Source organism: Leisingera sp. UBA4491 (assembly GCF_002388965.1).
Classification (GTDB): Bacteria; Pseudomonadota; Alphaproteobacteria; order Rhodobacterales; family Rhodobacteraceae; genus Leisingera; species Leisingera aquaemixtae.
The window spans coordinates 1-19,957 of the sequence record NZ_DGNN01000020.1 but is presented as its reverse complement, the minus strand read 5'-3'; the positions used below and the strand labels follow the sequence as shown (position 1 = coordinate 19,957).

15 protein-coding genes and 2 pseudogenes are annotated in these 19,957 nt (G+C 64.8%); 6 read left to right on the top strand and 11 right to left on the bottom strand.

The window, feature by feature from the left end; translation table 11 throughout:
- Positions 1-10: 10 nt before the first annotated feature.
- Together B2P87_RS11050 and B2P87_RS11045 are read right to left on the bottom strand one after the other, a co-directional pair.
- Positions 11-2,254, bottom strand: a complete 2,244-nt coding sequence (locus tag B2P87_RS11050; RefSeq protein WP_141889147.1) for a methyl-accepting chemotaxis protein — start codon at positions 2,252-2,254, stop codon at positions 11-13.
- Positions 2,255-2,631: 377 nt separating this feature from the next.
- Positions 2,632-3,966: pseudogene (locus B2P87_RS11045) on the bottom strand (methyl-accepting chemotaxis protein); the annotation flags it as partial.
- 781 nt (positions 3,967-4,747) lie between these two features.
- On the opposite strand from B2P87_RS11045, the gene B2P87_RS11040 reads away from it, so the two are divergent.
- Positions 4,748-5,197, top strand: a complete 450-nt coding sequence (locus B2P87_RS11040) for an Lrp/AsnC family transcriptional regulator (RefSeq protein ID WP_141889148.1) — start codon at positions 4,748-4,750, stop codon at positions 5,195-5,197.
- Between the two features lie 15 nt (positions 5,198-5,212).
- Here B2P87_RS11040 and B2P87_RS11035 read toward each other — a convergent pair whose 3' ends face one another.
- The gene (locus B2P87_RS11035) at positions 5,213-6,148 is read right to left on the bottom strand and encodes a LysR family transcriptional regulator (protein ID WP_141889149.1); all 936 of its coding nucleotides are present in this window, start codon (positions 6,146-6,148) and stop codon (positions 5,213-5,215) included.
- Positions 6,149-6,316: 168 nt separating this feature from the next.
- Here B2P87_RS11035 and B2P87_RS11030 point away from each other — a divergent pair, with 168 nt between their 5' ends.
- From B2P87_RS11030 to B2P87_RS11015, 4 genes are all read left to right on the top strand, one after another.
- Entirely contained in the window at positions 6,317-7,330 is a 1,014-nt protein-coding gene (locus B2P87_RS11030; RefSeq protein ID WP_141889150.1) for a TRAP transporter substrate-binding protein, read from the top strand.
- Between the two features lie 72 nt (positions 7,331-7,402).
- Positions 7,403-7,939 carry a TRAP transporter small permease gene (locus tag B2P87_RS11025; protein WP_141889151.1) on the top strand — a complete coding sequence of 179 codons (537 nt, stop codon included), beginning with the start codon at positions 7,403-7,405 and terminating at the stop codon, positions 7,937-7,939.
- Between the two features lie 18 nt (positions 7,940-7,957).
- A complete protein-coding gene (locus tag B2P87_RS11020; protein ID WP_058286670.1) occupies positions 7,958-9,298 on the top strand; it encodes a TRAP transporter large permease in 1,341 nt (446 codons plus the stop codon).
- A gap of 17 nt (positions 9,299-9,315) precedes the next feature.
- Positions 9,316-9,819: a universal stress protein gene (locus B2P87_RS11015; protein ID WP_058286671.1), complete on the top strand. Its 504-nt coding sequence runs from the start codon at positions 9,316-9,318 to the stop codon at positions 9,817-9,819.
- Positions 9,820-9,879: 60 nt separating this feature from the next.
- Here the strand turns inward: B2P87_RS11015 and B2P87_RS11010 are convergent, their stop codons facing one another.
- From B2P87_RS11010 to B2P87_RS10980, 7 genes are all read right to left on the bottom strand, one after another.
- Entirely contained in the window at positions 9,880-11,379 is a 1,500-nt protein-coding gene (locus B2P87_RS11010; protein WP_141889152.1) for a M81 family metallopeptidase, read from the bottom strand.
- The gene (locus B2P87_RS11005; RefSeq protein WP_141889153.1) at positions 11,376-13,001 is read right to left on the bottom strand and encodes an amidohydrolase; all 1,626 of its coding nucleotides are present in this window, start codon (positions 12,999-13,001) and stop codon (positions 11,376-11,378) included. Before B2P87_RS11005 ends, B2P87_RS11010 begins: the two co-directional genes overlap by 4 nt.
- Positions 13,002-13,024: 23 nt before the next feature.
- On the bottom strand, positions 13,025-13,948 hold the full coding sequence (locus B2P87_RS11000) for an ABC transporter ATP-binding protein (protein ID WP_141889154.1): 924 nt from the start codon (positions 13,946-13,948) through the stop codon (positions 13,025-13,027).
- On the bottom strand, positions 13,945-14,925 hold the full coding sequence (locus tag B2P87_RS10995; RefSeq protein WP_141889155.1) for an ABC transporter ATP-binding protein: 981 nt from the start codon (positions 14,923-14,925) through the stop codon (positions 13,945-13,947). Before B2P87_RS10995 ends, B2P87_RS11000 begins: the two co-directional genes overlap by 4 nt.
- On the bottom strand, positions 14,922-15,779 hold the full coding sequence (locus B2P87_RS10990) for an ABC transporter permease (RefSeq protein ID WP_141889156.1): 858 nt from the start codon (positions 15,777-15,779) through the stop codon (positions 14,922-14,924). Before B2P87_RS10990 ends, B2P87_RS10995 begins: the two co-directional genes overlap by 4 nt.
- Positions 15,780-15,793: 14 nt before the next feature.
- The gene (locus tag B2P87_RS10985) at positions 15,794-16,732 is read right to left on the bottom strand and encodes an ABC transporter permease (protein ID WP_141889157.1); all 939 of its coding nucleotides are present in this window, start codon (positions 16,730-16,732) and stop codon (positions 15,794-15,796) included.
- A gap of 111 nt (positions 16,733-16,843) precedes the next feature.
- A complete protein-coding gene (locus tag B2P87_RS10980) occupies positions 16,844-18,406 on the bottom strand; it encodes an ABC transporter substrate-binding protein (protein ID WP_141889158.1) in 1,563 nt (520 codons plus the stop codon).
- 229 nt (positions 18,407-18,635) lie between these two features.
- On the opposite strand from B2P87_RS10980, the gene B2P87_RS10975 reads away from it, so the two are divergent.
- Positions 18,636-19,439, top strand: coding sequence for a helix-turn-helix transcriptional regulator (locus B2P87_RS10975; RefSeq protein ID WP_141889159.1), 804 nt, complete (start codon positions 18,636-18,638; stop codon positions 19,437-19,439).
- Between the two features lie 96 nt (positions 19,440-19,535).
- Here the strand turns inward: B2P87_RS10975 and B2P87_RS10970 are convergent.
- Positions 19,536-19,957, bottom strand: a pseudogene (locus B2P87_RS10970) (Na/Pi cotransporter family protein); the annotation flags it as partial.

The window sequence follows — 19,957 nt, the reverse complement described above, 5'->3', positions numbered from 1 at the left end:
GCCCTCAGGATCAGGCGCTGAGCCGCTGCGGGACAGCGTGGAGGGGTGCAGGGCCCCTGCCGCCCAGATCGAAGCTGCCGACGATTTCTGTCAGGCTGTGCGATTCATTCTGCAACAGCTGGCTGGCCGCCGCAGCTTCCTCCGACATGGCCGCGTTCTGCTGGGTCATGCTGTCGAGTTGGTGCATGGCGCCATCAATCTTCTCCAGCCCGCGGGACTGGGCGCGCACACCGTCAGCAATGTCGGTGACCAGGCCGGACACAGCCGACACCTGCTCGATGATGCTGGTCAGCGCATCGCCCGCGCGGCCGACCATCGAGACCCCGTTGGCCACATGTTCTTCGCTGGCGCTGGTCAGCCCCTTGATCTGCCCGGCCGCGTTGGACGCCCGCTGCGCCAGGGCGCGCACTTCAGAGGCAACCACGGCAAAGCCGGCGCCTGCGGGGCCGGCCCGTGCGGCCTCCACCCCGGCGTTCAGCGCCAGCAGGTTGGTCTGAAAGGCGATGTCGTCGATCATATTGATAATCTTGGAAATTTCCGACGAGGCTTCCTGAATCTGGTCCATCGCCTCCACCGCGGAGGTCACAACCCCGGTGCTTTGCTCCGCTTCGCTGCGGGCGCCGCGCATGGTTTCATCCATCTTGCCTGCCTGCTCCGCGGTGGAGCGGATGCCGTCCGTCAGCTCGCGGATGGCGCCTGCGGTTTCTTCCAGTGTCGCCGCCTGGCTTTCGGTCCGGTGCGCCATTTCGGTGGCGGCGCTGCGCTGCTCCTCGGAGAAGCGCCCGACATTCTCCGCGGCGCCGACGACCTGGGCCATCGAACTGCGCAGCTTCTCAAGGCTGCGGTTGAAATTCTCCCGCAGCGCTTCGTACTGGCCTGCAAACGGGGTCTGGATGTCGCAGGCCAGGTTGCCGCGCTGCAGTTCAGAGAGCGCCGCGCTCATGCTGTCGACCACCGCCGCGGTATGGCGCGCCGCCTCCACCTCCCGCGCAGCGGCCTCGTCGGCGTCCTTCAGCTTGCCGCGGAAACTGTCGAGGCTTCGGGCCAGGTCGCCCAGCTCGTCGCCGCGGTCGCGGCCGTCGATTGCGGTACCGTAATTGCTGTCCGCCAGCGCATTGGTGGCTTCGCGCAGGGCGTGGATCGGCCGGGTGACGCTGCGCGCCGCCAGCCAGGACACGCCGATCGCCGCCAGCAGCGCGGCGCCGATCAGCCCGGCTGCGGTCAGGCGGATCCGCTCAACCACGGCAAACGCGGTATGCTCATCCGTTTCCAGCACCAGGGACCAGTCAAATCCCGGCAGGTCCAGCGGCATCACCAGGGCAATGGCCCGTTCGCCGAGCGAGGAGGCCACAGCCTCGAACTGGCCGGCCTCGCGGGCCTTGGCAGCCAGGATCTGCGGTGTGTCCGGCAGGGCCGTGAGCACCGGGAACAGCCCTTCAGCCGACGACGGGCTGCGGGCCAGGCCATCGCTGCTGACCACAAAGATGTTCTGATGGGTGCCGCCCGACAGGTTGCTGGTCAGCGCGCTGACGACGCCCGCTGTGCCCAGCCGCACTGCGATCACCCCGGCCACCTCCTGGCGTTTGGAGAACACCGGGGCGGCCATGAAAGCGGCGACGCCATCGGCGCTGTGGCTGTAGGCGGCAAAATCCGCGGCCACCACGGTGCCGGCCTCGGCCTGCAGGGCGGCCTGAAACACCTGCGCCAGCCCGCCGCTGGAACCGGGCTGAATATCGGTCAGGAAATCGCCCTGCTTTTTCACGGAATACACTACCTGCCCCTTGGCGCTGATCAGGTAGAGGTCCTGATAGCCATTCAGGTGCAGGCTTTGCAGAAAGGTGGGATGATAGGTGACATGCGACTGGTTGTAATAGCTGCCGTCGCCTGCGTCCGTCAGCTCCTCCCGCTGGTCGGCGGGATGCGGGTTTGCGTCTGCATAGGTCTCTTTCAGATAGGCGACGGGGTCGGCTTCCTCGACCATGCCGATCACCCGCTCGAAATTGCCGATCGCCCGGAACACCGCCGGCTGGCCCGCCAGGCTTGATACATCGGAGCGCGCCGCCTTGAGCAGGAACTCCAGCGCCTGGGCGCCTGACTTGGCTTCGATCTTCTGCGCGGCAAAGGCGTTGTCCCGGATGCTGCGTTCCGCCATCGAATAGACCAGCAGCGACACGGTGACGAGAAACGCGCCCGTTAGCGCCACCATGATCATCGGCAGTTTCAGTTTCAGCGGCAGTTTCGTGGTCCGGGGCATTGGCGAAAATCTCCTGCAATCGGCGGCACGCCCCGGTTTGCGAGGGGCGCATACAGAAGTGTTAATCGGCAAAGTCCTGAAAAAGTGTGTACCGCAAGGGCACCGCAAATGAAGTTTTCCGGAATTCATGGAATTTTATGCCGCAAATTTGAAGTGCGGCAAAACGGGCGGGAAACAAGGGGATCCGCTTTGTTATTACCAGCATTCCGCCTGCATCTTTTCTGAACGACCGGTTTTCTGTGACGCAAACCGGCCAGTCCTGTCATATTCAGATTTGATGATTTTGCAGGCGCGGCCCTGCGCCGGCGGGCGCGGCGGGCGGTCTGCCGGGGGCGGATAGAACCGGGTCCGGTGCAAGCTTGCCTGCCGTTTCGGGTTTAAAAATCCTGCCAGAGATTCCGGGCGGCCGCTGCCGCCGCCGCGGGAGCCGGGCTGGCCTCGATCTGCCAGGTGTCTTCCCCATGCGCCGTTGGCGGCGGCGGGGCTGCCGGTGCCGCGGCAGGGGCCGCCTGGCCGTCTGCGGCCTGGAAGCCCGCCACCAGTTCTGCCAGCTTGGCGGCATCGGAGTTCAGCATGTGGCCGGCCGCGGTGGCCTGTTCTACCATCGCGGCATTCTGCTGGGTCACCTGATCAAGCTGGGTGACGCCGGCGTTGATCTCACTCAGCCCGGTCGATTGTTCCGCCGCGCCCTGGGCAATGCCGGAGACCAGCTGGGAAATCTGGGTCACCCGCTCGACAATGCTTTGCAGCGCGCCGCCGGCCTTGCCGACCAGATCGACCCCCTGCTGCACATGGCTGGAGCTGTCGCCGATCAATGTCTTGATCTCGGTGGCGGCATCGGCAGAGCGCTGTGCCAGCGCCCGCACTTCGGCGGCAACCACGGCAAAACCCTTGCCCGCCTCGCCTGCGCGCGCCGCCTCGACGCCGGCGTTGAGCGCCAGCAGGCTGGTTTGAAAGGCGATGTCGTCGATCACGCCGAGGATCTTGGAAATCCGGTTCGAGCTCTGCTCGATCTCAGCCATTGCGGCCACGGCGTCCTGCACAACCTCGTGGTTGCCCTCGGCTTCGGTGCGGGCCTCTTCCATCGTGGCCTCGACACTGCGGGCGCCTTCGGCGGCGGATTTGACCGATGCCGTCAGCTGATCCAGCGCCGCGGCGGTCTGCTCCAGCGTCGCGGCCTGGCTTTCGGTGCGGTGCGACAGGTCGTCGGAGGCCTGGCTGATTTCAGCGGCGCCGCTGCGGATGCTTCTGGAGGCTTCGACAACCTGGGCCACGGTGGAGCTCAGCGTGCTGGCGGTCAGGTTGAAGTCCTTGCGCAGCCCGTCATGCTCTGCCGGGAAGGGGTCTGTGATCTGATAGCTGAAATCCCCCCTGGACAGGCGGGACAGCCCGGTGCGCAGGGCATCGACCACTTCCTGCTGCTGCGCCTGCTGCACCTGCGCCCCGCGCCGGTCCTCTTGTGCTGAGCGGGCGGCCTTCAGGCTCTCCTGCATCTCCGCGATGGCGCGCCCGATGGCGCCGATCTCGTCCTTGCGGCCTGTCTGCCCGATGTCCCGGTCCAGATCGCCCGCGTTGACGACCCGGAGGCCCGCGCCGATCTGCCTGAGAGGAAGGATGGCCGAGCGCGCCGCAGCGGCGAGCGCTGCCAGCAGGACCGCGCCTGCGAGTGTCAGCGCGGCGAGGATCTGATGCGCAAGGCTCGCGGCGGCTGCCAGCGGGCCGGTGATGGTCTGCCGGAGTTCGATAACAACGGGCGCACTGCCGCCCTCTGCCGCGATCCGGCCGGCCGCCGCGGCCCGCACCAAGGTTTCCCCGTCCCGCGCCTCGGTGCGGACGTAGGAACCGCCGGGATTGCTGCTCAGGTAATCCCGGGCTGCCTGCATGAACTCATCCGTGTTCGGGCCGGAACTGGCGCTGTAGACGAACAAGGCGCCCGGACCGCCGCCGGTTACGGCGCCTGAGACGATTGCGCCCCCGCTGCCAATACGGGGGCTATTTTCCAAAAGCGGTTTGATCTGGTCGAGCGCTTGGACCGCAGCCGTTGATGCGGCCGCAACAGCGTTGCGTTCGACCGCCCGCGGAATAACCAGCCAGCCGGCCGCGAGGCACAGCGTCAGAACCGCGGCGACCGGGATGGTCAGCCTGAACAGGAGGGACTTGGAACCGGTACCCATAAAACACTCCGCAACAACCGCTAACCACTGTCTGCGCCGCACAGGACCGGCACCCGGCCCGCGCTGGAAAGCCGGGCACCTGCCCGTTGACGGGACAAGTGTTCCGCGGATGCCCTAAGGATCCGGTAACAAAGACCGGACCGGGGAGCCGGATCGCGTTAAAAGAGCGAAAAATCCGCCCGCACAAGCAAAAGTTTACGTCAATCGCGTGCCCGGCCGCTGCTTGCGCCGTCTGCCGGAGCCGGCGCGGCGGGGCACAGTTGCGGGGAAATTGACGAAACAGGTTGTCAAATCCGCCGCGCCGGACAAAAACTCGGCCATGGATGACAAAGACCACGACATTCTGCGGCTGATCCAGTCCAACGCGCAGCTGACCGCTGAGGCCATCAGCCATGAGGTTGGCCTGTCCGCGCCCGCGGTGCAGAAACGGCTGAAGAAGCTGCGCGACACCGGGGTAATCGAAAAGGAAATCGCCATCCTCTCCCCGGCCCGGCTGGGACGTGAAATGACCGTGATCGTGCAGGTGGTGCTGGAGCGGGAAAGCCGGATGCACCTGGATGCCTTCAAGCGCAAGATGCGCAAGGCGCCGCAGGTGCAGCAGTGCTATTACACCACCGGCGAAGCGGACTTTATCCTGATGGTCATCGTCAGGGACATCAAGGAATACGAGGCCTTCACGCAGGAGTATTTCTTTGATGAATCCAATGTCAGCCGCTTCACCTCTTCGGTGGTGATGGACCGGGTCAAGGTCTCGCTGGACATCATCTGACCCGGCGCCTTTGCGTCAGCTGCCGGGGGCCGGGGCTGCGTGGGCTGCAACCAAAGTGTCGAGGAACAGCTTGGTGATCCGGGTCATCGCCGGGCGCTTGCGGGTGACGGCGGCGAACTGGCTGCGGTAGAAGATTTGCTCCGGCAGCACCTTGCGCATCATGCCGGCACGGACAAATTCATCTGCCAGATGGTCGGGCAGAAACCCCAGGTAGCTGCCCGACATGACGAGGATCGCCAGCGCCTGTTCGTTCTGGACCTTGGCGGCGCGGCGGAAACCGAGGGTCTGGCCGACATGCAGGTTGGGGGAGTTCACCCGGATGCCGGCGTAATTCGCCGCCTGCACATCCGCAAGGCTGAGGCTGGCGTGGTCGCAATCCATGAACGGATGGCCCTTGCCGCAGTACAGGAACATGTTTTCACCATAGAGCGGCGCGTAGTCCAGGCTGGGGGACGGCCGGTGCAGCGCCAGGATGCCGACATCGATCCCGCCGCCGATCACATTGGTTTCAATCACGTTGGGCGGCTCCAGCGACAGGTCGATCTCAACTGCGGGCGCGGTCTTGTTGAAGGCCCGGATGGCACCGGCGACATAGGCCTCCGGGTTGGAGGCGCATTGATCGAACAGCGCGATGCGCAGGGTGCCGGCCAGCTGCTGCTTGATCTCGTTCACTTCGGCCCGGAAACCGGAGACCGAGGCCAGCAGACCCTCCGCCGACTTCAGCACCTTGCTGCCTTCATCGGTCAGAGAAAACCCGGCCGGGCCGCGGTTGCACAGTTTCAGATCCAGCCGCAGCTCCAGATCGGCGATGTATTTTGAAATTGTGGATTTGCCGATGTTCAGTTCGGTTTCCGCCGCCGCCAGACCGCCGCTTTCGGCCACCGCCTTGAACACCCTCAGCAATTTGAGATCGGCATCGGCAACATGTTTGAGGTGGGATTTGCGGCTCATCCGGATGTTCGCGATATATGAAACTTTGCGCTCAAAAGTTTACATCCAAGAAACAAAGAACGCAATGTAGCGTCCTGCGGACCAAGGACGGATCGGACTGGCAGCACCGCAGTGGAGGGCGGGCCAGCGCGCGCCTTGCGACCCAGGATGACAATACGGGAGGAAGCCATGTCATTTCTCAAGAAGGTCTGCACGCTGACCGCAGCCGTTTCTGCCGCCGCGATGCTGACCGCCGGTGCGGTATCCGCCAAGAATTTCAAGATCGCCGTGGGCGACGGTGCCGGCAGCTCGCAGGAAGGCACCGGCAAGTTTTTCATCGAGGCGCTGGAGGAGAAGTCCGGCGGCAAACATACCGCGACGATGTTCCTGAATGGCCAGCTGGGGTCTGAGCAGGACACTGTGAACGAGGCCGCCATCGGCACCCTGGACATGTCGCTGCTGGCAATCAACAACGTCACCCCGTTTTCGCCCACCGTGGGCGTGTTCACCCTGCCCTATGTGATCCTGTCGCTGGAGGATGCGGAAAAGCTGACCCAGGGCCCGATCGGGCAGGAGCTGACCGAAAACACCATCCGCGATGCCGGCGTGCGCATCCTCGCCTGGACCTACACCGGCTTCCGCCGTCTGACCAACTCCAAGAAACCGGTCACCACGGTGGCGGATCTGCAGGATCTGGTCATCCGCGTTCCCAAGAACGAAATCATGATCGCAACCTACAAGGCCTGGGGCATCAACCCGACCCCGATGGCCTGGTCCGAGACCTTTACCGGCCTGCAGACCAAGGTGGTGGACGGCCAGGACAACCCCTACACCACCATCAACTCGATGAAGTTCTACGAGGTGCAGGAATATGTGACCAACCTGCGCTACATCTTCTCGATCGAGCCGCTGATCGTGTCCGAGGCGGTGTTCCAGGATCTGCCCGAAGAGGACCAGCAAATCCTGATCGAGGCGGGCAAGGAGGCCACCGTGAAATCGGCCCAGTACCTGCGCGATATCGAGGCCCAGATCAAGGATGAGCTGGTCGCCAAAGGCATGCAGATCGACGATCCGGCAAATGATGAGGCCGAGTTTATCAAACTTGCGACCGAAGCGGTCTGGCCCAAGTTTTACGACTCCATCGGCGGTGTCGATAAGTTGAACACCGTGCTGACCACCATCGGCCGCGAGCCTGTCCAGTAAACCTCTGGCCTGACGGAACCACACAACGGAGCAGCGCTGCCGGCGCTGCTCCGCTCAGGGGAGGAGTGCATCATGGTCTGGAAATTCCTGGACAACATCGAAAGCTATATCTGCCGCCTGCTGCTGTCCGGCTTTGTCATTCTGCTGTTTGTGCAGATTGTCTCGCGCGAGGTGTTCGGCCATTCGTTTTCCTGGATCGAGGAACTGTCGGTCTACATGTTCGTCTGGTTCGTCTACTTCGGCGCCTCTTATGCGGCGCTGAAGGGCGCGCACAACCGCGTCACCTTCCAGTTCAAATTCCTGCCTGCGGGCGCGATCAAGTATATCGAGGCCTTTGCCGACCTCTTCTGGCTGTTCTTCAACTGCTATTTCCTGTGGCTGGCCACCGATTTCGTCTTCAACAAGATGAACAAGTTCTGGAAGTCGCAGACCTTGGGCATCGAGATGAAGTACATCTACATGGTGCTGCCCATCGCCTTTGCCCTGATGACGATCCGCATTCTGCAGGTGAATTACCGCAAGCTGATCCGCGGCGAAGATATCCACGATCCCGACCAGATCGACCTTGACGAGATCAAGGCAGCCGCTGACGCGGACCGCCGCACGTAACCGGGAAGGACAGGACTTATGGAAACCGAAATCGTCACGATCCTGTTCGGATCCTTTCTGCTGCTGCTGCTTCTGGGGGCGCCGATCACCGTCGCGCTGGGGGTGTCGTCGCTGATCTCGTTCCTCTATCTGGACGAAAACCCGATCAAATTCGTACAGATCGCTTTCACCTCGGTTGGGTCTTTCCCGCTGATGGCGCTGCCCGCCTTTATCCTGGCCGGCGCGCTGATGGAGGCTGCGGGGATTTCGAAACGCCTGATCAACGTGGCCGAAAGCCTGGCCGGGCCGTTCACCGGCGGTATTTCCGCCGCCACGGTGATGGCCTGCCTGTTCTTCGGCGCGATCTCCGGCTCCGGCCCGGCCACCACCGCGGCTGTGGGCATGCTGATGATCCCGGCGATGATTAAACGCGGCTATGAAAAGGGCTATGCTTCTGCCGTCACCGCCTCCTCCGGCGGTCTGGGCATCATCATTCCGCCGTCGATCCCGATGGTGATCTTCGGCATCGCGGCACTTGGCATGGCGCCGCCGCCGGAAGCGGTCGAGAAATTCGGCACCTTCCAGTCGGTCTCTATCTCGAAGCTGTTCATCGCCGGGTTCATGCCCGCCTTCCTGATCGCCACCAGCCTGTTGATCATGAACTTCGTGATGTCCAAGAAACGCGGCTACAAGGGCTCGGCTGAGGGCTGGTCGGTGCGCAACGTGATGTGCGAGATGTACCGCGGGTTCTGGTCGCTGATGGCGCCTTTGGTGATTCTGGGCGGCATCTACACCGGCTTCTTCACCCCGACCGAGGCGGCCATCGTGGCGATCTTCTACACCCTCGTCATCGGCGTCTTCATCTACCGCGAGCTGACCTGGTCGTCGCTGTTCCAGTCGCTGGAGGCGACCACCTGGCTGACCGGCCGGGTGCTGCTGATCCTGTTCACCGCCACCGTGTTCGGCCGTCTGCTGGTGGAAAACCAGATCCCGGCGATGATCGCGGAATCGATGCTGAGCTTCACCCAGAACCTCTATGTCATCTGGGCGCTGATCATCTTCTTCCTGCTGTTTGTCGGCATGTTTATGGAGACGCTGGCGACGATCCTGATCCTGGTGCCGGTGATGCTGCCGGTGGCCTATTCCGTCGGCATCGACCCGATCCATTTCGGGGTGGTGATGGTCTGCACCCTTGGCATCGGCTTCCAGACGCCGCCCTTGGGGGAGAACTTGTTCATCGCCTCGGGCATCTCGAACATCTCGATTGAGACGATCTCGCTGCGGGCCCTGCCCTTTGCCGCGGTGAACACGATTGCGATTTTCATCATCGCCTTCTTCCCGGAAATCTCGCTGTGGCTGCCGCGGCTGTTTGGCTATTGACCTGAAAGGGGACCGGCATGAAACCGATGATCACCAGCATCCTGTTTGCCACCGATCTGTCGCACAACTCTACCCTGGCGCTGCGCCATGCCGCCAGCCTGGCCCATGCGACCGGGGCGGAGATCCATGTGCTGCATGTGAATGAGCCGATTTCCGAGGACGCGCGCATCACGTTCGAAATGTTCGTGCTGAATGAAGAGACCCGCAAATCTGCGGCCAAACGGCGGCGCGAGATGGTCAAGCAGATCCTGGCAGAGCGGCAGGCGCGGTTTTGGGCCTCCTTTGAAGGCGACGAAGCCAAGATCCGCGATCAGGTCACCTCCGTTGAGGTGACCGACGGCCACCCGGCGGAGGTGATCCTGCGCCGCTCGGCCGAGCTGGGCTGCGACCTGATCGTGCTGGGGGCCCATGACCACGGGTTTTCCCACACGTTTCTGGGTACGGTGGCCAAGCGCGTGCTGCGCCGCTCGCAAATCCCGACGCTGGTGGTGCCTTATCATAACGGCGAAGGCGAGGATTGATCCCTCCCCGCTGGCGGCCTTCCCCCTGGCTGCCTGCAAAGACCACCCCTGCAACAGGCGTCAGCTCCTTGCAGGGGTGGTTCTGACGTCCGGGTGCAGGTTTTTGTAGGGAAAGCTTCCCAGATCACAGGGAAACACGCCGGGGGCAGCCACCGGATAGACGGCGCTGGCAATCGGTTCGAAGTCGGCGCGGAAATGGGCGGTGCTTTTCACGCAGATCGTGCTGTAGGCCGCCGGGTCCAGTCCGATGTGGGTGAAATGCGCCAAGTCCAGGCATTGGTTGCGGAGGCTGGTCACCACCAGCGTGATGTCCGCCCCGGTTCCCGTCAGCCGCAGCGCCGCCGTCGGGCCAAGCGCCGCGACTCCGCCGCCGTACATCTCCCCGCTATAGCGGCAGCGGCCATCGCCAAGCGCGAGAACCTGAAACTCGGCCTCAAACGGCTGGTCGCCCGCCGCGCCCGAGCGTCCGCCAAGCGCCGCGCGAAAGAGGCCGCCCTGCCCCGCTTCATGCGTCGCCGCGGCCGCCGCCGGATCATGGAACAGCCCCATCAGCACGCCCTGTGCGCCAGCCTGTGCCAGTGCCGCCAGCAGCCCGGTGGTGTCGGACGTGCCGCCCGCGCCCGGATTGTCCTGAACATCCGCCAGCACCACCGGCTTGCCCGTGCGCGGCTGGCAGGCGATCTCTGCCGCTTGCTCCGGTGTCAGCATCGGGTGGTGCGCATGGGGTTCCAGCCTGGCAAACAGCTTGGCGATGTGATCGGCCGCCTGCGCTGCGGCCCCCGGGGTCTCCGCATAGGCGACGCAGGAGGGCCGGGTGTCCGGGAAATCCGCCGCGGTGAACCCCAGCGCGATATCCGCCAGCACGCCGGCCTGCGCCAGTGGCGGCAGCGCGGCATACAGCTCCCGCCCCGGGGTGGCACCGGTGTATTGCGCGTGCAGCGGGATCAGGCAGTCCATCTGCCGGAATGCCTTGTGCAGCCTGCCGCCTGCCAGCAGGTGCTGCAGCACCGGCACGCAGCGCCCGCCGGTTTCGGCCATGTCGAGATGCGGATAGGTGCGGTAGATCGCGATATAGTCCGCAAGCTCCACCAAAGCCGCGGAGATATTGGCGTGCAGGTCCAGGCTGACCGCGATGGGCAGCTCCGGCCCGGCCCAGGCGCGCAGCCGCCGCAGGATCTCCCCCTCGCCGTCGGGGTGGCTTTCGGTCACCATCGCGCCGTGCAGGTCGAGGAAGATGCCATCGAGCGGCCCGGCAGCACGCAGCCCGTCCAGGATCATGCCGCAGATGGTGTCAAAGGCGTGATCCGTCACATGCGCCGAGGGTTCCGCCGCGCACCACAGGACCGGAGCCAGCGCCATCCCGGCGTCCTCCGCCGCCTTGGCAAAGCCCGCGATGGGCAGGTTCATGCAGCGGGTTGCGGCGATCACCGCCTCCCCGTGCAGCATGGCGGGCCAGGAATCCGCCATCTCAAACTCTGCCAGCCCGGCCTTGGTGGTGCCGAAGCAGTTGGTTTCGTGCTGAAAGCCCGCAATGGCGATCCGCGGTTTGCTTTGCCTCATGGCTGAACCTGCATCCAGACAGTCCGCCCGCGGCGGATGGTGCGGGTGACTTTGGTGGTCTCGATACGGTCCAGGTCCTCCAGGGGATTGCGGTTCAGCACTGCCAGATCCGCCAGCTTGCCCGGTTCGATGGAGCCGCGGGTGCCTTCCTGAAACACCTGCCAGGCGGCGTCGATGGTCTGCGCCCGCAGGGCCGACAGGACGCTGATCCGCTGCGCCTCGCCCAGCCGCCTCCCGCTGGCCGTCAGCCTGTTCACCGCGCAATGGGCCAGGTGAATAGGCCGCGTCGGTGTGACCGAGGCGTCGTTGTGGATGGTGTAGCGAACGCCATAGCGTTCAGCCGAGGCGCAGGGGGAAATCCGCTCTGCCCGCTCCGGTCCCAGAAAGGTGTCGTAATGGCGGTCGCCCCAGAAATGCACATGCGCCGGGAAGAAGCTGACGGTGATGCCCAGCTTGGCCATCTGCTGCAGCTGGCCGTCGCGCAAGGCCTGGCCGTGGATGATGGTGTGGCGGTGATCGGCGCGCGGATTTGCCTTCAGCGCGGCGGCCACCGCGTCGATGAACATCTGCGCCCCGGCGTCGCCGTTGCAATGGCAGTGGATCTGAAAACCAAGATCATGCAGCTTCTTCACTTCGCGGCGGTGTTCTGCGGCCTCCGCATAGGGCATGCCGCAGGGATGCGCCGGGTCCACAGGTTTGTGGTACGGCGCGCTGAGGTAGGCGGTCTGCAACTGGAACGCGCCGTCTGTGAACAGTTTGCGCGGGCCAAGGGTGAAATGCGGGTTGCCGGGCCAGTCGAGCGCCTCGGGGCCGTGGCTCAGCTCCGGCTCCAGCTCTCCGATCGGCAGCAGCATCAGGTCATAGCCCGGGTCCCGGTCGGCGGGCAGCGAGGCGAAATGCTCCAGCATCTGCCGCGTGGCCCAGGCGTTCTGGGCGTAGGTGACGCCATACGCCAAGTACTCGTCGCGGCAGCTATTGAACCCGGCCCAAAACCGTTCGCGGTCGATCAGGAAATCGGTATCGCCCATTTCTCCCATCGCCGAGAGACCCTCGATCAGCCCGGTCAGCGCGCCGGTCTCCGGGTCGCGCCCGAACCGCCCGCCCAAGGGATCGGGCGTGTCCCGGTTCACGCCGCGGCGCGCCAGGGCCAGCGAGTTGGCGGCTCCATTGTGGCCGGAGGCATGGATCACCCAGACCGGATGCCCGGTCGAAACACTGTCCAGCTCTGCGCGGGTCGGCATCCGGCCCTCGGCAATCGCGGTGTTATCGAACAGCACGCCCATCACCCATTCCCCCGCAGGCGTCTCCGCCGCCTTGGCCCGCAGCCGGTCCAGCGCGGTAGGGATGTCCGGGCAATCGCCGCTGGGGGCAGAGGCCAGATTGACCCGGAACAGCCGGATGAAGCCGGGGTCGGGGAAATGCCCGTGCGGGTCGATGAAGGCGGGGATCAGGGTCTGGCCCTGCAAATCCACCTCATCCGTGCCCGCGGGCATCTGCGCGCGCAGGTCGGCCTCCGGGCCAGCGGCGCGGATGGTTTCGCCCTCGGTCAGCACCGACTGGGCGCAGGTATTGGCCGCGTCCATCGTCAGGACAACGCCGTTGAAATACAATGTGCTGGTCATAGTCTTTCAGATGTTGAGGGGTTTCAGCCGAGGGGGGCGAGGCAGCGCAGGCCGTGGCCGTTTTCGACCTCCCATTGCGGGGTTTGACTGCAGACCTCCTGCGCAAACGGGCAGCGCTCGCGGAACTCGCAGCCCTTGGGGCGGCGCAGCAGGCTGGGCGGTTCGCCTTTCAGCGCGATGCGCTCCAGCCTGGCGTCGGGATCGGGTTCCGGGTTGGCCGACAGCAGGCAGCGGGTGTAGGGGTGGCGCGGGTGCTTGAAGATCGCCTCTGTCGTGCCTTCTTCGACCAGGCGGCCCAAATACATGATGCCCATCCGGTCCGCGACATGGCGCACGACGTTAAGGTTGTGGGTGATGATCACCATCGCCAGCCCCAGCCGTTCGCGCAGGTCGTTCATCAGGTTCAGCAGTTCGCCTTGCACCGACACGTCCAAACCTGCGGTGGGTTCGTCCGCGAGGATCAGCTTGGGCTCCAGCGCCAGCGCGCGGGCGACGCCCACCCGCCGCGCCTGCCCGCCCGACAACTGGTAAGGATAGCGGTCTGCGAAATGCGCAGGCAGGTTCACCATCTCCAGAAGGCGCTTGGCCTCGGCGTCCAGATCGCGGTCCTTCATGCCCTGGATGCGGTAGGGTTCGGTGATCAGGCTCCGGATCGTGAGGCGCGGCGACAGCGAGCCGACCGGATCCTGGAACATCATCGCGATGTCCTTGCGCAAGGGGCGCATTTCCCGCTCCGAGGCGCCGCGGATTTCCCGCCCCTCGAATTTGACGGAACCCTCCTGCGCCGGTGCCAGACCGGCAATCGCGCGGATCACCGTGGTCTTGCCGGAGCCGCTCTCACCTACCAGCGCATAAGTTTCGCCCGGCTCAACGGTGAAACTGACACCGGCCAGCACATTGACCTGGCCATAACTGGTCCTGAGGTCTTTGACGTCCAGCAGGCTCATTCTGCGGCCTCCTTGTGGTTCAGCCAGCAGGCGGCGTGGTGGCCGTCTTTCAGTTGTGTCAGCGGCGGCACCTCAGCGGCGCAGCGCGGCATCGCTTGGTTGCAGCGGTCGCGGAAGATGCAGCCGCCGGGCAGGTTGGCCAGGTCCGGCACCTCGCCCGGGATGGTGGGCAGGACGCGGGCGCGTTCCTTGATGTGGCCCGGGTCGCAGTCGATCAGGCGGCGGGTGTAGGGGTGCTTGGGATCGTGGAAGATCTCGCGCACCTCGCCGCTTTCGACCAGGGCGCCCGCATACATCACCACCACCCGGTCGCAGAGTTCTGCAATCACCCCTAGGTGGTGCGAGATGAACAGGATGGCGCAGTTGAACTGCTGCTGCAGTTCCTGCAGGCGCTCGATGATCTGCACCTCCAGCGTGGCATCCAGCGCCGTGGTCGGCTCATCCGCGATCAGCAGGTCCGGTTCCGACATCAGCGCCATGGCGATGGCGATGCGCTGGCGCATACCGCCCGAGAATTCATGCGGGAACTGGTCGAGACGCGCCTCAGGGTCCGGGATGCCGACGGCACCCAGCATCTGCGCAGCGCGGGCGCGCTTTTCGGCCCTGGACGCCTTGGAGCGGTGCTGAATGTCCAGCATCTGCTGGCCGATGGACAGCACCGGGTTGTGGGTCTGCATCGGGTCCTGGAACACGATGGAAATATCGGCGCCGCGCAAGGCCCGCATCTTGCGCTCCGGCAGTTGCAGCAGGTCTTCGCCCTTGAAGCGCACCTCGCCCTGGCGGAACCGGGTGTTCGGCGCGGTCAGCCGCAGAATGGACGAGATCAGGGTGGACTTGCCGCAGCCCGATTCACCGACGATCCCGACAATCTCGCCCTTGCGGACGTCAAAGGAGATATCGCGTAAAGCGCGCAGGTCGCCGCGGGCGGTCTCATAATCGACGCTGAGGCGGTCGATCTCCAGCAGGGTGTCGCTCATCGCTGTTTCCTCAGTTTCGGGTCAACCACATCGCGCAAGGACTCGCCCAGGAAGGTGAAGCCCAGCGTTGCCAGGATGATCGGCAGCCCGCCGCCCACCACCAGCCAGGGGGTCTGGCGGATCAGCGAATAGCCGTCTTTCAGCAGCGCGCCCCAGCTGGGAGTGGGCGGTTTCACCCCGAGGCCGAGGAAGGACAGCCCGGCCTCCAGCGCGATCACGGTGGGAATGTCCATCGCCGCCAGCACCGCCAGCACGCCGATAATATTGGGCAGCATGTGCACGCCCAGGATACGCGCCATGCTGGCCCCCATGGAGCGTTCGGCCAGAATGAACTCTGAATTGCGCAGGGTGAGTGTCTGGGTCCGCGCCACCCGGCCATATGTCGGGATCGAGGTTGCCATCACCACGAACACCACCGTCTGCAGGCTCGGCCCCACCAGCGCCACCACCGCCAGCGCGAACATCACGGTCGGGAAGGAGCGTATGGTGTCAAAGAGGAGCATCAGGAAATTGTCGAGCCACTTCGGCCCGTAGCCCGCGATCATGCCCAGCGTCAGGCCGATGGCCATGGCGCCGAAGACCGCGGGCAGCGCCACTTTCAGCGCCACCTGGCCGCCCATGATGACGCGCGAAAAGGTATCGCGGCCCAACTGGTCGGTGCCCAGCAGGTAAGTTGCGGACGGCTCTTGCAGGCGGTCCTTGATGTTCATCGCCACCGGATCGTAAGGAACAATCCAGACGGCAAAGACGGCACAGAACACGATGGTGCCGACAATGATCAGACCCATCAGCCCCAGCGGGTCGCGGGCGACACCATGGATGATCTGGCCCAGTTCGGAACGGGATTTTGCCATATCTCACGCCCTCCTTAAGTTGCCGTGCGGGCGCGGGGATCGAGCCAGGCGTTGATCAGATCGGCCAGCGCGGTGGACGCCACGAACAGGCCGGTCGAGATCAGCACCGATCCCATCACGATCGGGTAGTTGCGGGTGGTGATGCTGTCGATCACCAGCTTGCCCAGGCCGGGGCGGGCAAAGACGATCTCGGCAAAGACGGCGGAGCTGAGCAGGAATCCCATGCCGACGCCGATCACTGTGACCACCGGCAGGATGGCGATGCGCAGCGCATAGACCACCACCACGCGGCGCTCGCTGATGCCAAAGGCGCGGGCGGTTCGGATGTGGCTTTCGCCCATCACCTCCAGCATCGAGGCGCGCACCAGCCGGGCGATGTATCCGACCCAGCTGAGGCCGATGGCAAAGGCCGGCAGCACCAGATGGTCCAGGCGGCCCCAGAAGCCTTCGCCCGCGCCAATGGCCGGGAACCACTGCAGGTGCACCGCGAAGATCAGAAGGGACAGCAGCGCGACCACAAAGGCGGGCGCGGCCACGAAACTGACAGAGATGGCGGCGGCGATGCGGTCGATCAGCGTGTTGGGATGCGCCGCGGCATAGGCGCCCAGGCCGATGCCCAGCAGCGCCGACCACAGGATCGAGGCAAAGATCAGCGCCAGCGTGTGCGGCAGCTGATCGAACACAATCGCCGTCACCGAGCGGCCCGAGAACACGTCGATCCCCAGATCGCCCCGCATCAGGTTGCCATAGAAGATCAGCAGCTGTTTCCAGACCGGCTGGTCCAGCGCCAGTTCCGCCGTCAGCCGCGCCTGCAGCTCTGGCGTGGCGCGCGGGCCCAGCATGATCTGGACCGGATCGCCGGGCACCGCGCGGATCATCAGGAACATGACAGTGACCGCCACGATCAGGATCAGCAGTGCCAGCCCGAACCGCCGGATTGCATAGAGTAACATGGCCGCATGGCTCCCTTGGTTTCGCGGTGCGGAGGAAAACGGCACGGCTGCGCCGCATATTGCAGCCGTGCCAGATCAGGCCCGGGGGGAGGACCGGGCCTGAGGGGAGGATCAGGCCTTGCCGAAGTAGCGCAGCAGCGCCAGCCCGTCGGGCCGCAGCGCCGGCACCACACCCGCCGAGTGGACCACCGGCGTCGCCTCATGGGTCAGGAAGCGGTAGGCGCCGCTCTCCTCCATCAGGTCCTGTGCGCGCCGGTACATCTCATCCCGCTTGGCCGGATCGGTCAGCTGCGCGGCCTCGGCGTGGATCTTGTCGAATTCCGGGCTGCTGAACTGTTCCCAGTTCCAGTGGCCCACCTGCTCGGTGGTGAACCAGGAGGTCGCGTAGTAGGGATCCGGGGTCATCGAATAGCGGTTCAGCACCAGCTGCAGGTCCTCATTGTCGGCACTGGCCCAGAAGGCCCCGGATTCCAGCACGTTGACCTCTACCGTGATGCCGATCTGCGCCAGCGTCGCCTGGATCACCTGCGCCGCGGTGGTGAAGGTGGTCTTGTTCAGCGTGTCGAGCTTCAGGGTGACGTTGGCTTCACCCGATTGCGCCAGCAGGTCCGCGGCTTTGGCGAAATCCGCCTGCGGCGGCACCAGCGATTGCGGACGGTGGCCCGCCAGGCCCGGTGCAATAATGCCGGTCGAGGGCTCCGCGGCGCCGAAATAGGCAGCCTCCAGGACCGAGGGCACGTCGATGGCGTGCTGAATCGCCTGGCGCAGTTTCGGGTTCTGCAGCTTGGGGTGATCCAGGTTCATGCCGAGCCAGGTGTAATACAGCGACGGGTATTCCAGCAGCGTGCCGCCGTTCGGCACCCCATCGCGGTAACGCTGAACCGAGCCGAGCGACACGCGGGTAAAGTCCAGCTCCCCGGCTTCAAAGGCGATCTCGGCGGTGTTCTCATCGTCGATCGGCAGGATCTCGATGGTGTCCCAGGCGGGCGCCTCGCCCTTCCAGTCCGGGTTGCGCTTCAGGACGGTCTTTTCCTTGGGCGACCAGCTTGCGCGCAGGTAAGGGCCGGATTCCGCCAGCGGATCGGTGGTTGCCTTGCCGCCCGCAGCCTCCCAGGCCTTTTTCGACACGATGTTGCCGGTGATATAGGGCAGCGCGATGGACCACAGCGGTGCGAAGGGCTCCTTCAGCACGATGGTGCCTTCGCGCTCGCCGGTCACCTCGACATGGCTCAGCGGACCCATGTCGGGTTTGTTGGGGCTGTCGGTGGCCTCATCCACGATCCGTTCAAAGCTGAACTTCACGTCCTCGGCGGTCATTGCGCCGAAGCCGCCCGTAAAGCCGATGTCGTCGCGCAGCGCGAACTTGATGTGGGTCTCGTCGCCCTGCTCGATCATCGCGGCGGCATCCATCTGCCAGTCCCATTCGCGGCCCGGCTTGTACTGGATCAGCTTGTTGTAGATCGCGGCGTGGATCTCCTCGTCGATCACGCCCTTGGAAAACGCCGGGTCGATGCTTTGCATGTCGCCGTAGGAGCGCACCCGCAGGGTGCCGCCCTCCGCCGCCAGCGCGCGGCTGCCCAGGCCGGCCGGCAAGACGGCTGCCGCCCCCAGCGCCGTGGCCCCTTTCAGAAATCCGCGGCGCCCCAGTGCCGTCTTGGTCCATTCGATCTTCATGGTGTCCTCCCTTGGATCAGATCTTTGAAGCCCGCCGGCAGGGGGCTTCCCCGGCCGCTCTGTCTGCCGCCTGCCCGCTCCAGCCCTCCCGGCCGGCCAAGCGGATTTCCAAACCCCGCGCGGCTTGCTTTCAGAAACGCCGGTTTCGCCGGATTCAAAACTGTGCAAACATGCGCGGATTGACGCGGAATGATCTGCACCCGCGTCAGAACGCGAAGGAAACTGACCCTTGTCCGGCAATTTTTCTGAAAACCTGCGCTCTCTCTGCGCCGAGCATGGCAGCATCGCGCAGATCTGCCGCGAGATCGGCCTCAACCGCCAGCAATTCAACCGCTACCTCAGCGGCAGCAGCCTGCCTTCCGCGCACAACCTGCGCCGGATCGCCCGCTACTTTGCGATCCCGGAATCGCAGCTGTTCGCCGCCAGCGCGGATTTCGAGGCCCGCCTTGCCGAAGCCGCCGGTCCCGCCCCGCACAGCCCGGGCGAGGAATTCCTGGCTCCCTTTCGCGGCCAGCAGCGCAATTTGAAACGCTACCTGGGCTTCTACCACGCCTATTTCCACACCCCCTCCTGGGGCGAAGGCATCTTTTGCGCGCTGGCCCGGTTCATTGAAAAGGACGGGCTGATCCTGTCCCGCTCACTGGAAGTCGCTCATGATCCGGAACAGAGCATCCGGCAGATCTCGCGCTACCGGGGGCTGGTGGCGATGCGCGGCAACCGTCTGTTCATCACCGAGCACGAGCGCGCCCATGAGGGCAGCGTGGCGCAGACTATCCTGTTCTCGGCCCACCGCCAGCAGCTGAAGTACCTGCGCGGCATGACCATGGGGCTGGCCTGGCGGCCGTTTCCCCGCCCCTATGCGGCGCGGACAATCTGGAAGCGGCTGGACGAACGGGTCTCGGCGCGCGAGGCGATTGCGGCCTGCGGCGTTTACCCGGTGCGCAGCCCGCGGATCGACCCGACCGTGCGGAACTATCTGGAAACCCCGGACAAGGAGGATCTTCCGGATTTGTCCGGCAGCGTGCTTCTCTGAAGGGTCCGGGTCAGAAGGTGCCGCTGCGGGCCGGGCAGAACTTTTCCGCAAAAGGTTTGGCAAAGTCCCGGGTCAAGGCATCTTGTCCCGATGCGGTCAGCGGGCGGGTTCCTCCAAACCTTCATCGTTCTGATCAGGCAGATCCTCGATCAGCCGCGTCTCCAGCAGCTGGCCGTTGCGGTAGAGCACCGGATAGGCCACCGCGGCGATGTGGCTGTTGAACTCGCGCAGGGCGCGCAGGGTCTCCAGGTGGATGTCGGAGGTGTCGAAACTCTCCCGCCCGCCGCTCTGCAGCCGCCGCAGGTGGCGCTTGCGGCTGTCGCGCTCCATCCGCTTCAGCTCGGTCTTCTCCAGGCTCAGAAGCCGCGCGCTCTCCAGGTCATCGGAAATCAGCACGTTGGAGGCCAGCTGCAGATTGGCCAGGATCGCCTCATGCATGCGGGTGATCTCCAGCCAGCCGTCGCGGGAAAACCGCAGCTCCTTCTTGCGCATCTCCCCGGCCAGCACCGTCAGGCGGC